This window comes from Bradyrhizobium sp. USDA 4451, assembly GCF_054822585.1.
In genome coordinates, this window is sequence record NZ_JBTRCH010000001.1 from 268,830 (window position 1) to 284,093 (window position 15,264).

14 protein-coding genes are annotated in these 15,264 nt (G+C 58.7%); 6 read left to right on the plus strand and 8 right to left on the minus strand.

What is annotated here, in order from left to right:
* Positions 1-443 precede the first annotated feature (443 nt).
* Complete coding sequence (locus ACVMB0_RS01110) at positions 444-650, minus strand: hypothetical protein (RefSeq protein WP_461345020.1); 207 nt, start codon at positions 648-650, stop codon at positions 444-446.
* Positions 651-1,722: 1,072 nt separating this feature from the next.
* Here ACVMB0_RS01110 and ACVMB0_RS01115 point away from each other — a divergent pair.
* The 4 genes from ACVMB0_RS01115 to ACVMB0_RS01130 all read left to right on the plus strand — a co-directional run bounded on the left by ACVMB0_RS01115 (position 1,723) and on the right by ACVMB0_RS01130 (position 4,033).
* Entirely contained in the window at positions 1,723-2,139 is a 417-nt protein-coding gene (locus ACVMB0_RS01115) for a Tox-REase-5 domain-containing protein (RefSeq protein ID WP_461345021.1), read from the plus strand.
* Positions 2,140-2,148: 9 nt separating this feature from the next.
* Complete coding sequence (locus ACVMB0_RS01120; protein ID WP_461345022.1) at positions 2,149-2,487, plus strand: hypothetical protein; 339 nt, start codon at positions 2,149-2,151, stop codon at positions 2,485-2,487.
* A 546-nt stretch (positions 2,488-3,033) separates the two neighbouring features.
* A complete protein-coding gene (locus ACVMB0_RS01125) occupies positions 3,034-3,381 on the plus strand; it encodes a hypothetical protein (RefSeq protein WP_461345023.1) in 348 nt (115 codons plus the stop codon).
* Positions 3,353-4,033, plus strand: coding sequence for a nucleotidyl transferase AbiEii/AbiGii toxin family protein (locus ACVMB0_RS01130; protein ID WP_461345024.1), 681 nt, complete (start codon positions 3,353-3,355; stop codon positions 4,031-4,033). Before ACVMB0_RS01125 ends, ACVMB0_RS01130 begins: the two co-directional genes overlap by 29 nt.
* Positions 4,034-4,044: 11 nt before the next feature.
* On the opposite strand, the gene ACVMB0_RS01135 is transcribed toward ACVMB0_RS01130, so the two are convergent.
* Positions 4,045-4,443, minus strand: a complete 399-nt coding sequence (locus tag ACVMB0_RS01135) for a hypothetical protein (protein WP_461345025.1) — start codon at positions 4,441-4,443, stop codon at positions 4,045-4,047.
* A gap of 571 nt (positions 4,444-5,014) precedes the next feature.
* On the opposite strand from ACVMB0_RS01135, the gene ACVMB0_RS01140 reads away from it, so the two are divergent.
* Together ACVMB0_RS01140 and ACVMB0_RS01145 are read left to right on the plus strand one after the other, a co-directional pair.
* Positions 5,015-5,923 carry a hypothetical protein gene (locus tag ACVMB0_RS01140; RefSeq protein ID WP_461345026.1) on the plus strand — a complete coding sequence of 303 codons (909 nt, stop codon included), beginning with the start codon at positions 5,015-5,017 and terminating at the stop codon, positions 5,921-5,923.
* 585 nt (positions 5,924-6,508) lie between these two features.
* Positions 6,509-6,676: a hypothetical protein gene (locus ACVMB0_RS01145; RefSeq protein ID WP_461345027.1), complete on the plus strand. Its 168-nt coding sequence runs from the start codon at positions 6,509-6,511 to the stop codon at positions 6,674-6,676.
* 176 nt (positions 6,677-6,852) lie between these two features.
* On the opposite strand, the gene ACVMB0_RS01150 is transcribed toward ACVMB0_RS01145, so the two are convergent.
* The 6 genes from ACVMB0_RS01150 to ACVMB0_RS01175 form a co-directional block, all read right to left on the minus strand.
* On the minus strand, positions 6,853-9,087 hold the full coding sequence (locus ACVMB0_RS01150; protein WP_461345028.1) for a hypothetical protein: 2,235 nt from the start codon (positions 9,085-9,087) through the stop codon (positions 6,853-6,855).
* Between the two features lie 633 nt (positions 9,088-9,720).
* Positions 9,721-10,074: a hypothetical protein gene (locus tag ACVMB0_RS01155; RefSeq protein ID WP_461345029.1), complete on the minus strand. Its 354-nt coding sequence runs from the start codon at positions 10,072-10,074 to the stop codon at positions 9,721-9,723.
* Between the two features lie 284 nt (positions 10,075-10,358).
* Entirely contained in the window at positions 10,359-11,597 is a 1,239-nt protein-coding gene (locus tag ACVMB0_RS01160) for a cytochrome P450 (protein ID WP_461345030.1), read from the minus strand.
* Positions 11,598-12,181: 584 nt separating this feature from the next.
* Positions 12,182-13,216: a ribonucleotide-diphosphate reductase subunit beta gene (locus tag ACVMB0_RS01165; RefSeq protein WP_461345031.1), complete on the minus strand. Its 1,035-nt coding sequence runs from the start codon at positions 13,214-13,216 to the stop codon at positions 12,182-12,184.
* A 29-nt stretch (positions 13,217-13,245) separates the two neighbouring features.
* Positions 13,246-13,899 carry a ribonucleoside-diphosphate reductase subunit alpha gene (locus tag ACVMB0_RS01170; RefSeq protein ID WP_461345032.1) on the minus strand — a complete coding sequence of 218 codons (654 nt, stop codon included), beginning with the start codon at positions 13,897-13,899 and terminating at the stop codon, positions 13,246-13,248.
* Positions 13,793-15,184, minus strand: a complete 1,392-nt coding sequence (locus ACVMB0_RS01175) for a ribonucleoside-diphosphate reductase subunit alpha (protein ID WP_461345033.1) — start codon at positions 15,182-15,184, stop codon at positions 13,793-13,795. Before ACVMB0_RS01175 ends, ACVMB0_RS01170 begins: the two co-directional genes overlap by 107 nt.
* Positions 15,185-15,264: the final 80 nt, after the last annotated feature.

Below are 15,264 nucleotides of genomic sequence, written 5' to 3' on the forward strand. Positions count from 1 at the left end.
GCGTTCAGCCTCTCAGATGGCTTTGGAGTGCCTGCCGATTGACGACGAGGTTCCTAAGGTTCAGGTCTGGCTGCGGACCTGCCGCTAATCGACTGACCAGTGCCCAGGTGCCATCAACCACGAAGACGCCGCAGTCATACTCATTCCTCTGCTTGCTTATGGGCCCGTCTTGCAGGTTGGCCCCAACTCGTTCAGCGAGCATTGCTGCGGCTCTATCATTATATCTTAAAACTAAGTCATAGTGACAGACAACCAGCCGTCCTCGAACGCGGCGATCGACCAGCAGAAACGACCAATGGGAGCCACGGCGATTGAGGTAGACCTAGCATCATTCACCGGCAAGAACAGTAAGTCGGCTGTAGCAAGAGGAGAAGGACGCGGCCGCTGTTCAGCGAGCGGTCGGCGCCCCTATCCTCGCTCTATGCTTGGTTTGTCTTCCGTCGTTAGTGCCGCACGCACGACGGATCGGTCAAACAGAAAAATAAGTCGCAGATACCATCCAACGGGTCATCCGCGCATTGAGGATATGACGTATCGGCTACCTGCACCTTGGTGGCGACCGGTTGGGCGGCAACCTCAGCAACAAAGGTCGGCACCGCCGCCATTCCCAGCGCGAGGGCGCTCGCAGTCACAATCACGAATTTTTTCATTCTAGAGTCGCTTCCCTAGGTTGGCCCCAGCCGTCCACCACGTCTATATGACCGCACCGCAAGTGGTAAAATTGATTTTCTTGATTGGGTCTATCTACGGAATGGATACGTTCGGATATCTTGGCAAGACCTCGCCTTAAGCCAATCGGAGTCAGCGAGGCTGTTTATGCTCGAGCTCGCGCCCAGCCATCGAAGCTATCGATGCATCTGTCGAAGCAATCGAAGCACCGCGCGTTTGTTGATCATGGCACACTGTGCGTTGCCATGGTTGGGACCGCCTGGGTTTCCCGACGGCCCCTGCATCCCCTTCCGATTAGTGGATACGCGATTTCTTCACCGCCGATACGACCGATTGCGGAGATCGCTCTACTAGTTCCTTTTTCTTATGGCTGCGCTGCAGGCCACACCGCAAGGCTTTCGCCGCTGTGGTGCCAAGTCTGGTGCAGCACCGGGCAAGTTAGTCCCTACGACCTCATCGACCGAATGAAATCGTTGAGGCCAAGATTCACGATCGCGAGGATTGAACGACCGATCCGGGCAAAGCAGATGCCTAGGTGGTGCGGACTCTAAGGATTCCCTTTTGAGGGCAAATCAGATTCAAGGCGTCTTTTTGGGAGGCAGTCTTGGGTGTGATGGATCGTTTTGTGTTGAGTGCGTATTTCGCAAAAACGGGACAGCGGTTTCGCTAACCGACGGACAGCAGTTTCGCTAAATCGCGGACAGCGTGGCGGGGCTGGCTTTTGGTTGCCTGGTTGTTGAAGTCAGTTGGTATTCGTTTCGCTGTTTTCGACGTCGGTCAAGGCGCGCGCGGCTTTTTTCCTTCGCATGCTGTCGCCTTCGAGGGCGATACGGTGGGAGTTGTGGATGATCGGCCCAAAGCGCGTCGATCATTCAGGACCTCGAGACAAGCTCAGCCACCACAGAATTGTCGGCCCCCCGAGCGGCCATTGATACGGCCGCGCATCGTGAAAGCGCGCCCACCGCTGCGTACCCACCCTTTCCGTGCTGCAGGCGTTGGAATTGCCGCTGATCGCGTTGGACGCGTCTGGCGCAGACCAAGGCCGGCGAAGCAGTGGCAGCCGAAGTCGACGAACGGGAAGATGAGAGCAATTGCCCGCCGTCAACGCCCGTCAGTGAATCGATGTCGGCCCGAGCGGCTGCGTACCAGAAGCAGATTACCGGCCTTGATCTGGGTTCGGCCGTGGTGCTGAACAACGACAAGTTCGACGGATGTCGGCAGAGCGACGGTACCATGCTTGAGGCCAAAGGGCCTGGCTACGCGCAATTCATCGTTGCCAGCGCCGATGCGGTTCAAAGCTGGTACCAAGGCGGGACCAGCATCCTTGAGTGGACGGAGAGGCAGGCCGAAACCGCCCTCGCGGCCCGCATATTGGAGTGGCATTTTGCGGAAAAGCTTGCGAGCGAATACTATGCCCGGAAGTTTCGGGCCAGCCCGTATGCGAGGACAATGTACGATCCACCCCTTTAGAAGATGACGATGGACAGGCACTCCTTCCAGATTCGAAGTCAATGGCGTCAGCGGCCGGAAACCGCGCTGCAGGCTGCAACTCATCTTGCGAGATTGCTGCTGGCTCTGTCCAACCTTCATCCAGGACTCAAACGCTGGTTCAAGAAATCCTCAAACCGGCCGTCTCAGGTAGCGTTTTGCCCCATGCCGCCGGAGGCGAGCGAACTCGAAGCCATTCTCAAAGACGGCGCCCAGTTCAGGGGCACAGTCCCGCCAGAGCCGTGGCCGGAGCGCGGTTTCCATGCGAGCGCCTGGAACGGCGTCCGTGGAGACGTCAGCGAGTTTCAGCCTCAAAATCGGTGCGTATGACGGCAAGCTCGCGGCCTCCAATCGTTTCGAACTCGTTTTGACGGACGCTCCAGTCGAAGGTTCGCTAATTCCAGCAGAGGTCATCAGGGTGTTGCTTCCGCTATCATTGCAGAAATGCAGAAATGGAGCCATCCTGGCTCGATGTGATGAGCAACAAATGGGACCTTACCTGCCCGCCGGCGGCTGGATGTCGTACGTGAAAGGCTGACGTGATTTCGATCCTCCGGAGGGCATGAATGTCGAGTCCATGGGGGATGGCATCGTGGTGTCCGTAACCTCCGAAATTTTCTCAGATGCCCAGCCGGAGCACGTCGACGCAGCAAATCGGCTGAACGAGGCTGTTGTTTCAGTGCGGACGGCGGAGAATGAATTAGCCTCCCAACCGGACAGCCGGCGGGTCAGTCCTATCCGGTGAAAAAAGGCGTCGGCACCGGCGAGTTGGCGGAACCTGCCCAACCATGTAAGGGGCCCAAAAGGGCCAAAAACGGCGAAATTTTAACCTACTAGGCCTCCAATGGTCGACTAATCGAGAGGAAAGTCTATATTTTGTCGATGGCTTACGTAGCAACCGAGGAGCACAAGACTGGTACGGCGGGGGGCGTCTCGGCCGTCGACAAGCTTGTTTTGGCCACGGTCAACGCACCGTTCAAGCGGGATATCAGCGCGGCAACGCTCCAGCACTGCATTGCGCGGGCGGAGCTTGGCGAGTGGCCAGTCCACGTCGCGACGTTCTTCACCGACGTTTCGCCGCACTTGATTTTGAGTTTTGCTGCCGGTCACGGTATCTCCAAGTCCAAGCTTGCCGAAGCGTACGTGGTCATGAAGACCAAAACGGGCGAGCAAAATCTGGATTTGGAGAGCGATCTTGTCCCACTGGCGACTGTTGCTCGATAGAGCAATTACCGGTTTAGAGCGCTTTCGATCCAACGGACAGCCTGTTCCTGATTGGGTGCTTGGAGGCGGTACCGCTCTGATGATTCATAGCGCGCACCGCCTCAGCAAAGACGTCGATGCTTTCATCGACGATCCGCAGTTCCTCACGTTATTGTCGCCGCGTCTCGGTGGTGAGGATATCTGGTCGTGTGATGCCTATGACGAAACAAGCCACTATCTGAAACTGATCTATCCTGAGGGTGAAATCGACTTCATTGTTTCCGGCTCGATTACAGACCTCCCGGTCGAGGCGAAAACCATAGACATGGGTGACATCCGGCCCGGTACTTCGCATACGGTAAAGGTCGAGCACCCAGTCGAGATTGCGATCAAGAAGCTGTATTATCGCGGGGCAATGCTCAAAATTCGCGATGTTTTCGACATCGCAGTGGTCGACTCGTTATTTTCGAAAGAACTACACGAAAACCTCCGCCACGTTTCTCATCTGAAGCATGGAATTTTGGAGAGACTGTCGGCCATCTCGGAAGACTTCCTGCGACAGCAGCTCGATGAACTCGCTATCGAGGACAAATGGCGCGAGCTTGCAGCGACATGTCTCCAGCGGGTCAAAGAAATCGCGGACGCGATTCCTGAGCCGAAGTGCGTTCCCTGATAGATTCGACATCAAGCCCGTTCTAAATCTGACTTGCGGTAGAACGTCGCCCCGATCTTCTTCGGATCGAACACGGGCTCCACGCCGGCGTGCAGGAGCTCTTTCTTGACCGCCAAAAAATGCCGTCCTCGCTGCTTGGCGAGCGCGAACAGGGAGACATACTCCCGGGCGAAGCGCTCCACCTCGTGGGCAGGCACGACCACGGTCGGACAGCGGTTGATCGGGGTGATCACGGTGATCGATTTGAGGTTCCCGAGCTTGATGAGGGCGGCGGCGACCTCGGCCGTGGTGGACAGCTTGTCCTTGATCTGGAGTCCGCTCAGACCGCCGTGATCGGGCCCGCGGACCAGCGCACCTCCTCGAGGTCGAGCAGCAGGGACATGAAGCCGCGCTCGGAGGCGAGACGCCATCTGCGCTTGGGCTTGTCGCTTCCACGCAACGCCAACCGGTCACGAGCCCGATGGCTGTGACAAGATCGGCTATTCCGACCAGAGCCAGCGTCTCGAGTGGCACTTTCGGGCATCGATTCACGATCGATGCAAGCCTGGCTCGGCAGCCTTCCTTACGCACCTCAAGCTCAGGATCGTTGCGCCTCCGCCGGGCTGCGTCTGCCAGACTTTCGCACTGCCGGATTTAGCGACGATGGCGCCATGTCGCCAAAATCAGCTCCGCGATGAACAATGGACGGCCAGCACAGTCGCAAGTGCTTCACTTTCTTCAAGCGATGAAACTCGTCAGCTGATCGACAGCTAAACCCTCTAGCATGAGACCGTCTATATCCGGACAAGGCTGGGCTTGATGGGCTCAAAATCTGGAACGGAAGAAGGAGCGGGATCCCCTCAACATACCGCCCCGTCGAGGACCAGATCCGCTCCATTTTATAGCCGTTTGTGCATGTCTCGGTTTCCGACCCTCGCGGCTCGCTCAAATCGGATCAACTTGTCCGATTGATAGCGACAAGGCTACCAAAGGGAAAATGGAATGAACCCGTTTGACAATATCGGCCCGTCTGCGGCTTTTACGAATTGCGTCGAGCAGCAACAGGAAGAAACCGGGCAAGCAGACTTTGAGCAGCGGCTTGGAGAGCCTCAACCGAGCCTCCAAACATCAGATGCGCCCGGGGCCAGATCGTCCCGGACTGACACGGAAGGCAATTTGAGAGCGCAGGCTATTCAGGGGGACGAACGGTGCGCAGCTGCATCCTTTATGAGGACGCGCGCTCAGCTTGCCGCGACGCTGACCTGCGCAACGGTTGCGGAACTCAGAAGAGAAATCGAACTCGCTGCGCAAAAATCGGCACGATGGTCAAAAGCAACTGGGCCATCAGCCGGCGGCATCGATAGTGGCCGCGTTTACGACGAGGTGGTGGCATCGTCGTACGCTGAGCTGCAGCGCTTTCAGAATCACGCCAGCCATTGCAAGCCACATGTACTGGACCGTCAAAGCGCGATGGACCATTTGCGTTCCATGGCGGCCTTGCGTTACGACGCCGCCCCCTGGAATATTTGGGGTGGCCAACAACTTGATCTGGGTCGCGCAGCGGCAGCGCACATGAGAGGGGACACCTATTCTTCGCCTTTTGTATCGCTGTCCGAGGAGGCCTCGCAACTGCTCCTGTCGCCGGACGATGACAACGAGTATGGCGCCAAAGCAATTGCGGAAAGAGCGAACGAGTTGCACACCTACACGGTGCCACGGGTCACCACCTGGACGGCCGAAGAGATCGTCAGTATCCTTGAGGACGGGACTGAGAATGATGAACCCAATCTTGCATGGGTGAGCGATACCCCAACCGAGGAGCGCGAGGTACTGTTTCTGGGCGGGAATCTGGATGACTATCGGACCGCTAGCGAATCGAATCCATACAGAAAGTCAGAGACGAGAGGCTAAGGCTAGAGGGTGCGAGAAAGCGCGACATCTCTTGTTGCGCTGCTCGGAAAAATCGGAAGCAGCGTTCGCGGAATCTATAATGCCTGATCGGAGTGGCCAGCGGGGGAGCTGGTCGGGTAGCGTATGTCGACCATCAAAGAGTCCGCCGAGATCTGTATCGTCTTCAATTCGTCTCACTTGTCGTCGGAGGGAAGCGAGGCATTTCGCTCGCCGATCGCCCAATATGCTCCATTATAATCGCCAAAGCACCACGCTCGAGTCTGACAGCAATGCCAGCAGAGCACGACGAGCTTCCCGCCACGCCGACGCGGTCGTGACCGTCACAGGATCAGTGTTTGCAGAGAAGCAGCTCCGCCCTCACCGGCTGGGACACTCGGAAGAGCGAAAAGCCCCAGCACCTTCTGGGGGGCCTGGAGGCCGTCATGCTGGGGCTTTCGTCGCCTTATCCAAGAGAAGCAAACGGATAGGCAGACTCATTGTGCATTGCGAAGTCGATTCGTCAAACCAGAGCGCATAGTTTTCTATTGGCATGCCAACCATCCGAAGCAATCCCTCGTGAGGTTTACTTGTCAGTTGGCGGCGCACATGCAGGCCTTTCGCGACGAGCGCGACGACATCCGACCGTATCGTCATCGGGATCACGCACATGTTTCTCCGGCTGCCGCGCTCAGCGGCTGGCTTCGTGCCCACGCGCCGATTTTCGGCGTCACCAATGGCCTCATAGAGAGCTTACTTGCCCGTGATCGAAAATGATCCGGCTCTCCGGCCGACGAGCCTCTCGTGGATTTGGTGCGTGTTCTCTTCCTCCGCGCTCCATCCTTTGGGAGATGGAGCCTGCGGAGCCCGGTGCGGCTCAGGTAATCCGCCGAGCCGACCTGGAGGCATGAAAGCAGCCATCGAACGGCATGCTGCCGCAAGACAAGAGCTCACTAGATTCCCAGTCGCCCCATCTGCGCTGACACGTGCCCAGCATCGGGAAGGTGGTGCAACGCCTGGCCGCCAGCTACGGTGCTCAACAAGGACTTGCAAAACGCAGGTGTGATCTTGCCGCGGTGGATCACGACGTTGTTGTGCCCCTCGGCGGCTCGAGCGTTCTGCCAGTGCCGATTATAGCCGCGCTGTTCATCGGACTTCACGTGGCAAGCGGCGAAGTCACGGTCCCCCAGCATTGGCAATTGCCAGGCATGTACCGGCCGCTCGGTATGGATGTGCACCCACATCGGGCTTGGCCTCGCACCACTGCTCAGCGCCTTGGGCTGCAGCTTGACCTCGAACAGCTTCCCTGGCTCTCCCTGCAAGGCGCGCGGTGGATCGACTGGCGCCAATTCCCCCGCCGCCCGCAATTGTTCAAGGTACCTTTGCGACGGAAACGCATAGGTCTTCATGCAATCGCTCGTGATTGCCGCTCTTCGCACGTTCAATGATTTCGCCTGCCCCTGCACCTCGGACTGCATCGCCTTAAGCCGAGATATTTTTTTGTGCACTTCGGGCACTTGCGCCGGCGTGAGCAGGCTCAGGCGAGGCTCCTCCAGCGCGGCTATAGCGGCTATACAGGCCTCAGTCTCGGCATCCTGTGTCTGCAAGCGCTTACTGACGAGATCCAAGACGTGGTCGGCGTCCTCGGGCTTCATCTGGCGCGCTTGCGAGACGGCACTTTGTTGAGCCGGCAGATCGAATTGCACCAGCTCGTCCAGTCGCTCGAGTAATCCCGCCAGCGCTTTCCTGGAGGGCGGATCTTGCCACATCTGGAGGTGCTTGGTAGCAGAGGTTGAGGCGCTCGCGCGTGCCTCCTCCGCGGTCACGAGTTTTTTGGTACCGAGGTCCGAGAGCACGATAACCTTGCCGGTCGGGGCCGTGGCCGCATCGGGCCTGGCGAGTTGCGGCTCGGGTGGGCGGGCCGTCGAACTCCCCTCGCCTGCGGCCGCTGCGCGCCTTCCTTTGCCCTTTCTGCGCGCTGCACTGCTTTCGCCCACCATGGCGGTATTTTCCGGCAGCGCAGGCCGAGCCGGCGGTTCAATTGTGGCCGCCAACTTTGGCTGCACTGCCAGCAACCGCATGACTTCGTTCGCCGTAAGCCACGCACCTTCCACGATCTGGTCCAGCAACTGCAACGGAAGGTCAGCTCCTGATCCGCCTTCCCTCAGCGTGGCAACCATGGAACTCACTCCTGAAGCGAATTCCGAAAGCCGCTCCATGACACCTTCCAGAACGGCGCGATGCTCGGCGTCGAGCGGTGCCCCGTTGCTGTTCAGAACGGCATTGCCGGTCGAGACGAATGCTGGAAAAACATCTTCGATGAAGGTCCCGAGCAGACGCACCTGCCCGTTCTCGTCCATGAGGGCTTCGTGCGCGTCTGGTCCCAACGTGCTCGCTTGCGAGTCAATCAAGAGCTCCGCGAGAGCTATCCGGGTTTGCAGATACATGCACTTCGTATTGAGCGCATGGCCGGTATGCAGCCTTAGTGCGGCCTCTTCGGCCTTGCGCATCGCGGGCGTAGCGCTTGGCAAGCCCGCAGTAGCCGCGCAGACGGATTGCATCCGCTCCAAGCGCAGTGTCTTCTTTCCCCACCACTCCATGTGGGCCGCATAATGTTCCGCCACGCTTGCAACCGAGCGGCTCAGCTGGTGGGGCGTAGCGATGCCTTTCAACCTCTCGAGGCATCTTAGCGCTTCTCTTCTCTTCTTCTCCACTTGGTCAACAATCTGCCTAGCCACGGTGTTACATTGGGTGGCTGCGTCAAGCACGTCATCGCGGAGAAGGCGGGCCCGATCGTCGGGCAGAATGCGACGCGCCAAATTTGGGGGCAGATCGGCGTAGTAGTCCAGAGCTGCGGAGCCTGCCCTGACGACTTGGTCGATCAGCTCTTGCGCCTCGGGCAAGTCCCGGGTCTGCATGGCCGCTCGACGACAAGTTTCAAGCTCCTCAAGGAGGCCCTCCAATCTTCGCCTTGCTGCTCTGATCTCGTCTCGCGTTGGCGCCACCACATCTGAATCCGCTGGCTGCCTCGCGAGCGACAGGGCTCGCTCGTGAGGCCCCGAGCGCATCCGCTCCACGACGGCGTCGAAGGATTGACTGCGTTCCCCAGGGACGACAACGAGTTCCTCAGCACTGTCAGCTCCTGCCGCCCCAACGTGCGAATTCCCGGATCGGCCAATGCCCGTCATCTCTTTATCTCCGATTAAGTCGACGATGTGCAGCCTGTCTGGATAGACCGCTTGGCTGACGAGTAGCTGACCAAGAGCGTTCTCCGGGGATGCCCAAGAAAGCTTATGTCGCCTGCGGTTCCATTTCCCTCGCAGCTCCTGTGTTGCTGCGGGGATAACCGCGTGAGTTGCGGGATAATCAGCTGAAGCACATGACCGCGGACTGACCTGTCCTGGTCGTGATCTGCTTTGTCGAATGCGGCAATACCGGCCGCGAGGCGATCCGTGGTCATCTTGCCTCGAGGCCAGTGGTGTGTTCACACCAACTGGACGAAGCCATCCAAATGCTGGAGAGCACCAGGCAACGCTCGCTCCTGAACAGCGAATTGTGCTCGGGCAGAAATTGGCCAGCGTAGATCGATCAAGACCTACGGCCGCCGCACGCGTCTCACGATCCGGCAAGGAAACTTCGAGCGACGAGTTTACGAAGCCAGCGGCCACGCACCAAGTTCGAGCATGTCCTGATGGAACTTAGAAAGCCGATCAGCAACAAGATTTTGTCCCGTCCGAAGCGAGCAGACCCGACGTTGCGCAGGTCCTTTTCAAACTACATCTCGCCGAAGCCGGAACCATCCAGGCTCAGTCAGATCATCCTCATAGAAATACGGCAGCGAGCGTACCAAGCGCACCGAGCATTAGCCCGATCAGCGAACCGGTTGTCGGAACGTCTCCAAAGAGGAGAAGGGTGAGTATCGGTTCCACCACCAGAATAGCTCCCACTGATATTGCGACAATGATCCAGATATTCTTCAGATGCATGTAGCCCAGCGCGTATCCGAAAACGAGGAGGATGCCACCGAAAGATATCAGCAGAAACATCGGCAGGAGCATTGTCACATCCCCGCCGGCCCTTCCAAACCGCCTTGATGCAATCAACTCGGCGATGATCGAAATCGCTTCTCCAAGGAAAATCGCTGCCACCGCTACAATCTTCAATATCAAGCTCATCGACCTTTACGGTTGCAGCTATCCAAGGCGGCCCGAAGATGGGGCTTTGAGGCGCCGTTGGCGTTGCCCTTTTCGCTTGTCATTCGCCGGCAAGGCCGCCCCGGCCCGCTACACCTGCCGCTCCTTACACGAGCTCCACAACGCCTGCCCGGTTGCCGACCGGATCCCGACATGCAGCGATTGTTTGGCGCCGATCAAACCGCCTTCGCTACCTGCGGCAACGAAAGCGGCTCAAGACAAACCCAACCGCACCGCGTGCCGTCTGCCACCGACGCGATCAGGGACTAGGCTGCAATCTGCACGGGCAGCGCGGAATAGCCGTGAACGAAGTTTGACGCGATTCGCTCGGGCTCGCCGACAACCCTGACGTCCAGCCCTGCACGCAATATTTCCTCCCAGAGGATATTCAACTGCAATTGCGCAAGATGCCGACCAACGCACCGATGGATACCAAATCCGAACGACAGATGCTGCCGCACATTCTTGCGGTCGATCACAAAGCTATCGCCATTCTCGATGACTTCTTCATCCCGGTTGCCAGAGATGTACCACATAACGACCTTGTCGCCCTTGCTGATCTGCTTTCCACCCAGAATGCAATCTGCCGCTGCGGTGCGGCGCATATGGGCGATCGGTGTCTGGTATCGAATAATCTCGGACACGGCGCCCGACACCAGCCGCGGATTGTCGCGCAGCTTTCGCAGCTCGCCGGGGTACTGATTCATGAACAGGACGCCGCCGGTCATCGAGTTGCGGGTGGTGTCGTTGCCTCCGACGATCAGCAGGATTAGATTGCCGAGAAACTCATCCGGCTCCATATGGCGCGTGTCGGGCGAATGTGCCATCAAGGAAATCAGGTCCAGGCGCGGCTCGGCATTAATGCGCTCGTTCCAAAGTCGTGTGAAATACTCAAGACATCCGGACAGGATTGTCCTTCGCTTTTCCCAGCTGTCGATGGATTGGCCGGCTCTCGGAGGTGTGACAGCTACATCTGACCAATAGGTCAGGAGCCGACGGTCTTCGAAGGGAAAGTCGAAAAGCGTGGCGAGCATCTGCGTCGTCAGCTCGATCGAGACCATATTCACCCAATTGAACGGATCATTGCGCGGCAAGCCGTTCAGAATCACCCTGACCCTCGAGCGGATCAGACTTTCAAGCTTCACCAGGTTGTCCGGTGCAACTATCGGACTTACGGTGTTGCGCTGCCGGGCGTGTTTTGGAGGGCCCATCTTGATGAAGCTCGGGGTCCAGTGCTCATCAGGCACGTCGACGATCGTGACACCCTGCTCTGATGAGAATGCCTTATGGTTTGTATCCACCGCGACAATATCGCGGTACTTCGTGACGGACCAATAGGGGCCATAGCGGCTATCTTGGCAGTAGTGAACGGGATCCTCCCTTCGCAGCCGCTCGAAGTACCCCCATATGCTGTCATCCTGAAAGCGCTTGGCTTCGCTTACATCCAGCTTGCTCAGCGGGATACTCGACGCCCCATCGGCTCTACGTGCCGATCTCGCTTTCATGATAGGCTCCGCAGATTTGCTCATTCGAGAGCATACGGGTCCGCATATTCGCCATCCCCGACCGCCCTGGTGTGTTGGTTGCGAGCATGTCCTCGCTCCAACAGAGTATCTCAAAGCGCGAGGCGGCCTCTCCTACCAATTCCGGCAGTCACAACCGCATTGACTTTCCATATCGATCTGCTGTGGCTGGCCGAGAGCCATCATCCCATGGTTCGGCGCCAGGGCTGCGCTGTAAAGGGGCGCAAGCTCAGAACGCAGCTCCGCCACCCGCATGCCGCGAGGCTAAGCTTGTCAAACTCGCAATACATACGCGTTTGAGCGCCCGCCGAGTGCGCAGGTTCACTATCGACTGCCTGCTCTGTCGACGCCAGGACGGCCGATCCTCCACAAGCATAAGGACCTGAGCGACTGATGGTGAATGGCGCCAGATCCAGCGGCTTTGCTGTCACGGGTCTGCGATAACCATTTCGAGCGGACCAGATCGATGTCACGCGATGTGGCCTTCCTGCGCGGTCTCCAGCGGACTTTCGCGAAAAGTCCTAGGTGCACCAGAATCGAAGCGCAAAAGCGTTGTTGCGTTCGTGCTAGATACGGCCGAAAGTAGCCCATACTCCCTCTTCGCCGTCCCAGCTGCCGCGGCTGGCTGCCTTGGAGTACTCCGTAGCGCGCTGCTCGAAGAAGTTGGCGTGCTCGACCCCATTGAGGATCTCGACCAGCCAGGGCAATGGATGCGGCTTGAGCTGGATAAACCCGCTCTGACCAGCCTCAAAAAAATCGAAGACCGGGGCAATCCCGAGCTGGGTCAGCCGCCAATCGGCGACATAGCGGACATAGGCATGGATCTGCTCAGGGCGCATGCCGTCGATCTCGCCGAGACCAAAGGCGAGGTCAACGAAGTTTTCCTCCAGCTTCACCATGGTCCTGGCGACGTCGATGATGTCGTCGCGAACGGAGCGCGTCACCGCGCCAGTTTCGCGGTGCCATTCGTGAAATAGCTTGATGATGCCCTCGCAGTGGAGACTCTCGTCGCGCACCGACCAGCTTACGATTTGTCCCATGCCGTTCATCTTGTTGTGCCGCGGAAAGTTAAGCAGCATGGCAAAGCTCGCGAACAAAGCCATGCCTTCAGTGAAGGCGCCGAACATGGCCAGGGTGCGAGCGACGTCGGCCACAGTATGGACGCCGAATTCGTGCATGTAGTCAGCCTTGGCGCGCATCTGCGCATAGCCGCGGAATGCCTCGAACTCGGCCTTGGGCATGCCAAGCGTCTTGAGCAACAGCGCATAGGCGTCAATATGGACGGTCTCCATATTGGTGAAGGCAGCCATCATCATCTGCACGGTGAGCGGCTGGAAAATCGGAACGTAGCGCTTGAGATAATTGTCACCGACCTCGATGTCCGATTGAGTGAAGAAGCGGAATATCTGGGTGAGCAGCGCGCGCTCGTTGGCAGTGACACGATCCGACGCCCAATCCTTGAGGTCGGAGCCGAGCGGAACCTCCTCGCCCATCCAATGAGTCTGCTGCTGGCGTTTCCAGAACTCGTAAGCCCAGCCATAGCGATCAACGTCATAGCTTCCGGTCGAGTCCAGGAGGCCGACCCGTCCCTTGCCGATCAACGTGCGCGGATCGACAGCCGAGAGGTCAATCACTGACATGCAAGGCACTCCTCATAGTCGGTGCGCTGCGGCTGCGGTCGCTCCGCCTCGTCACGGCCGCTGATTTTGCCGGCGAACGCTGCGCGCGAGATCGACTTCGAACGGCAGTAATAGAGGCTTTTCAATCCGCGCTCCCATGCCGTCCAATGCAGCATATGGAGATCCCACTTATCGACGTCGGCCGCCAGATAGAGGTTGATCGATTGGCTCTGGCAGATGAACGGCGCGCGGTCGGCGGCGAGCTCGATGATCCAGCGCTGGTCAATCTCGAAAGCGGTGCGAAAGATCGCTTTCTCGTGCTCCGAGAGGATGTCGAGATGAGCGACCGATCCCTCGTGCGCTATGATCGACTGCCATATCGCCGGGGTGTTGGCGCGCTTGGCCGTGAGCACCCTGGCGAGATGCGGATTGCGCACCGAGATGGCGCCAGATAATGTCTTATGGGTGTAAATGTTGGCCGGGACTGGCTCGATACAAGCGCTCGTGCCGCCGCAGATAATGCTGATCGAGGCGGTCGGCGCGATTGCGATCTTATGGCTAAAGCGCGCCATCACGCCGCGTTCCAGCGCATCCGGGCAAGGGCCGCGCTCGCGAGCGAGAATTACCGACGCCGCGTCGGCATCCCGCCGGATTTTCCGGAACATGTTCAGATTGAACGACTTGGCCAGGACGCTCTCCATCGGAAATGCCCTTGGCCTGAAGGAACGAGTGGAAGCCCATGACGCCTAGGCCGACGGAGCGCTCGCGTAGGGCAGCATAGCGGGCACGCCTCATGCCCTCCGGCGCCACCGTGATGAAGTGGGTGAGCACGTTGTCAAGGAAACGCATGATGTCTTCGATGAAGCCCGGCTCCTCGCTCCACCGGTCCCATGTCTCGAGATTGAGCGATGAGAGACAGCACACCGCGGTGCGCTCCTCGTCGCGATGATCGATGCCGGTCGGCAGGGTAATTTCGCTGCACAAATTGGAGGTCGAGACCTTGAGGCCGAGGTCGCGCTGGTGCTTGGGAAGGGCGCGGTTCACGGTGTCGATGAACAAGAGATAAGGCTCGCCGGTCTGCAGGCGGTTCTCGAGGATACGTTGCCACAGCTGGCGAGCGTCGATCTCGCGAACCATTTCGCTGGTCTTTGGACTGCGAAGCGCGAACGCTGTCCCGGCTCGCACGGCATGCATAAATTCGTCAGTAACGTTGATGCCGTGATGCAGGTTGAGGCTCTTACGATTGAAGTCGCCGGACGCCTTCCGGATCTCAAGGAACTCCTCTATCTCGGGATGTTGGACATCGAGATAGACTGCCGCCGAGCCGCGCCGCAACGAGCCTTGACTGATCGCCAGCGTCAGGCCGTCCATGACGTGGATAAACGGGATGATGCCCGAGGTGACACCGCCCTTCACCTTCTCGCCGATCGAGCGAACATTCCCCCAGTAGGTACCGATGCCGCCGCCGTTGGAGGCAAGCCAGACGTTCTCGTTCCAGACGCCGACAATACCTTCGAGCGAATCCGAGACCGAATTGAGGAAGCATGAAATGGGTAGACCACGCAAGCTGCCGCCATTCGAGAGCACCGGCGTCGCCGGCATGAACCACAGTCGGGACATTGCATCATATAGACGCTGAGCATGTGCAACATCGTCCGCAAACGCGCACGATACCCGCGCAAACATGTCCTGGACGCCTTCGCCCGCGAGCAGATAACGGTCGGTCAATGTCAGCTTGCCGAACGATGTCAGGAGGCTGTCGCGCGATCGATCAAGGGCAAGGTCAGACGGCTTTGGAGCTGGCGCGAGGGGACGCGGCAGCGGGGCCAGCGATGGAGGCTGCGCAACAGACCGCTGAAGCGGGGCAAGCTCTGCCTGTGCTTGCGCTGCCCGCACACTGGATGGTGTAACGAGATGACCCTGCTGATCGAAATCAAAAGACGGCGACATCGGCAACCCCGCGATGTTTGGAGCCGGGGCCGCGGACGACTTGCAGGGAGACAAACGTCCCTCAGTGCAAGCGCTCCACC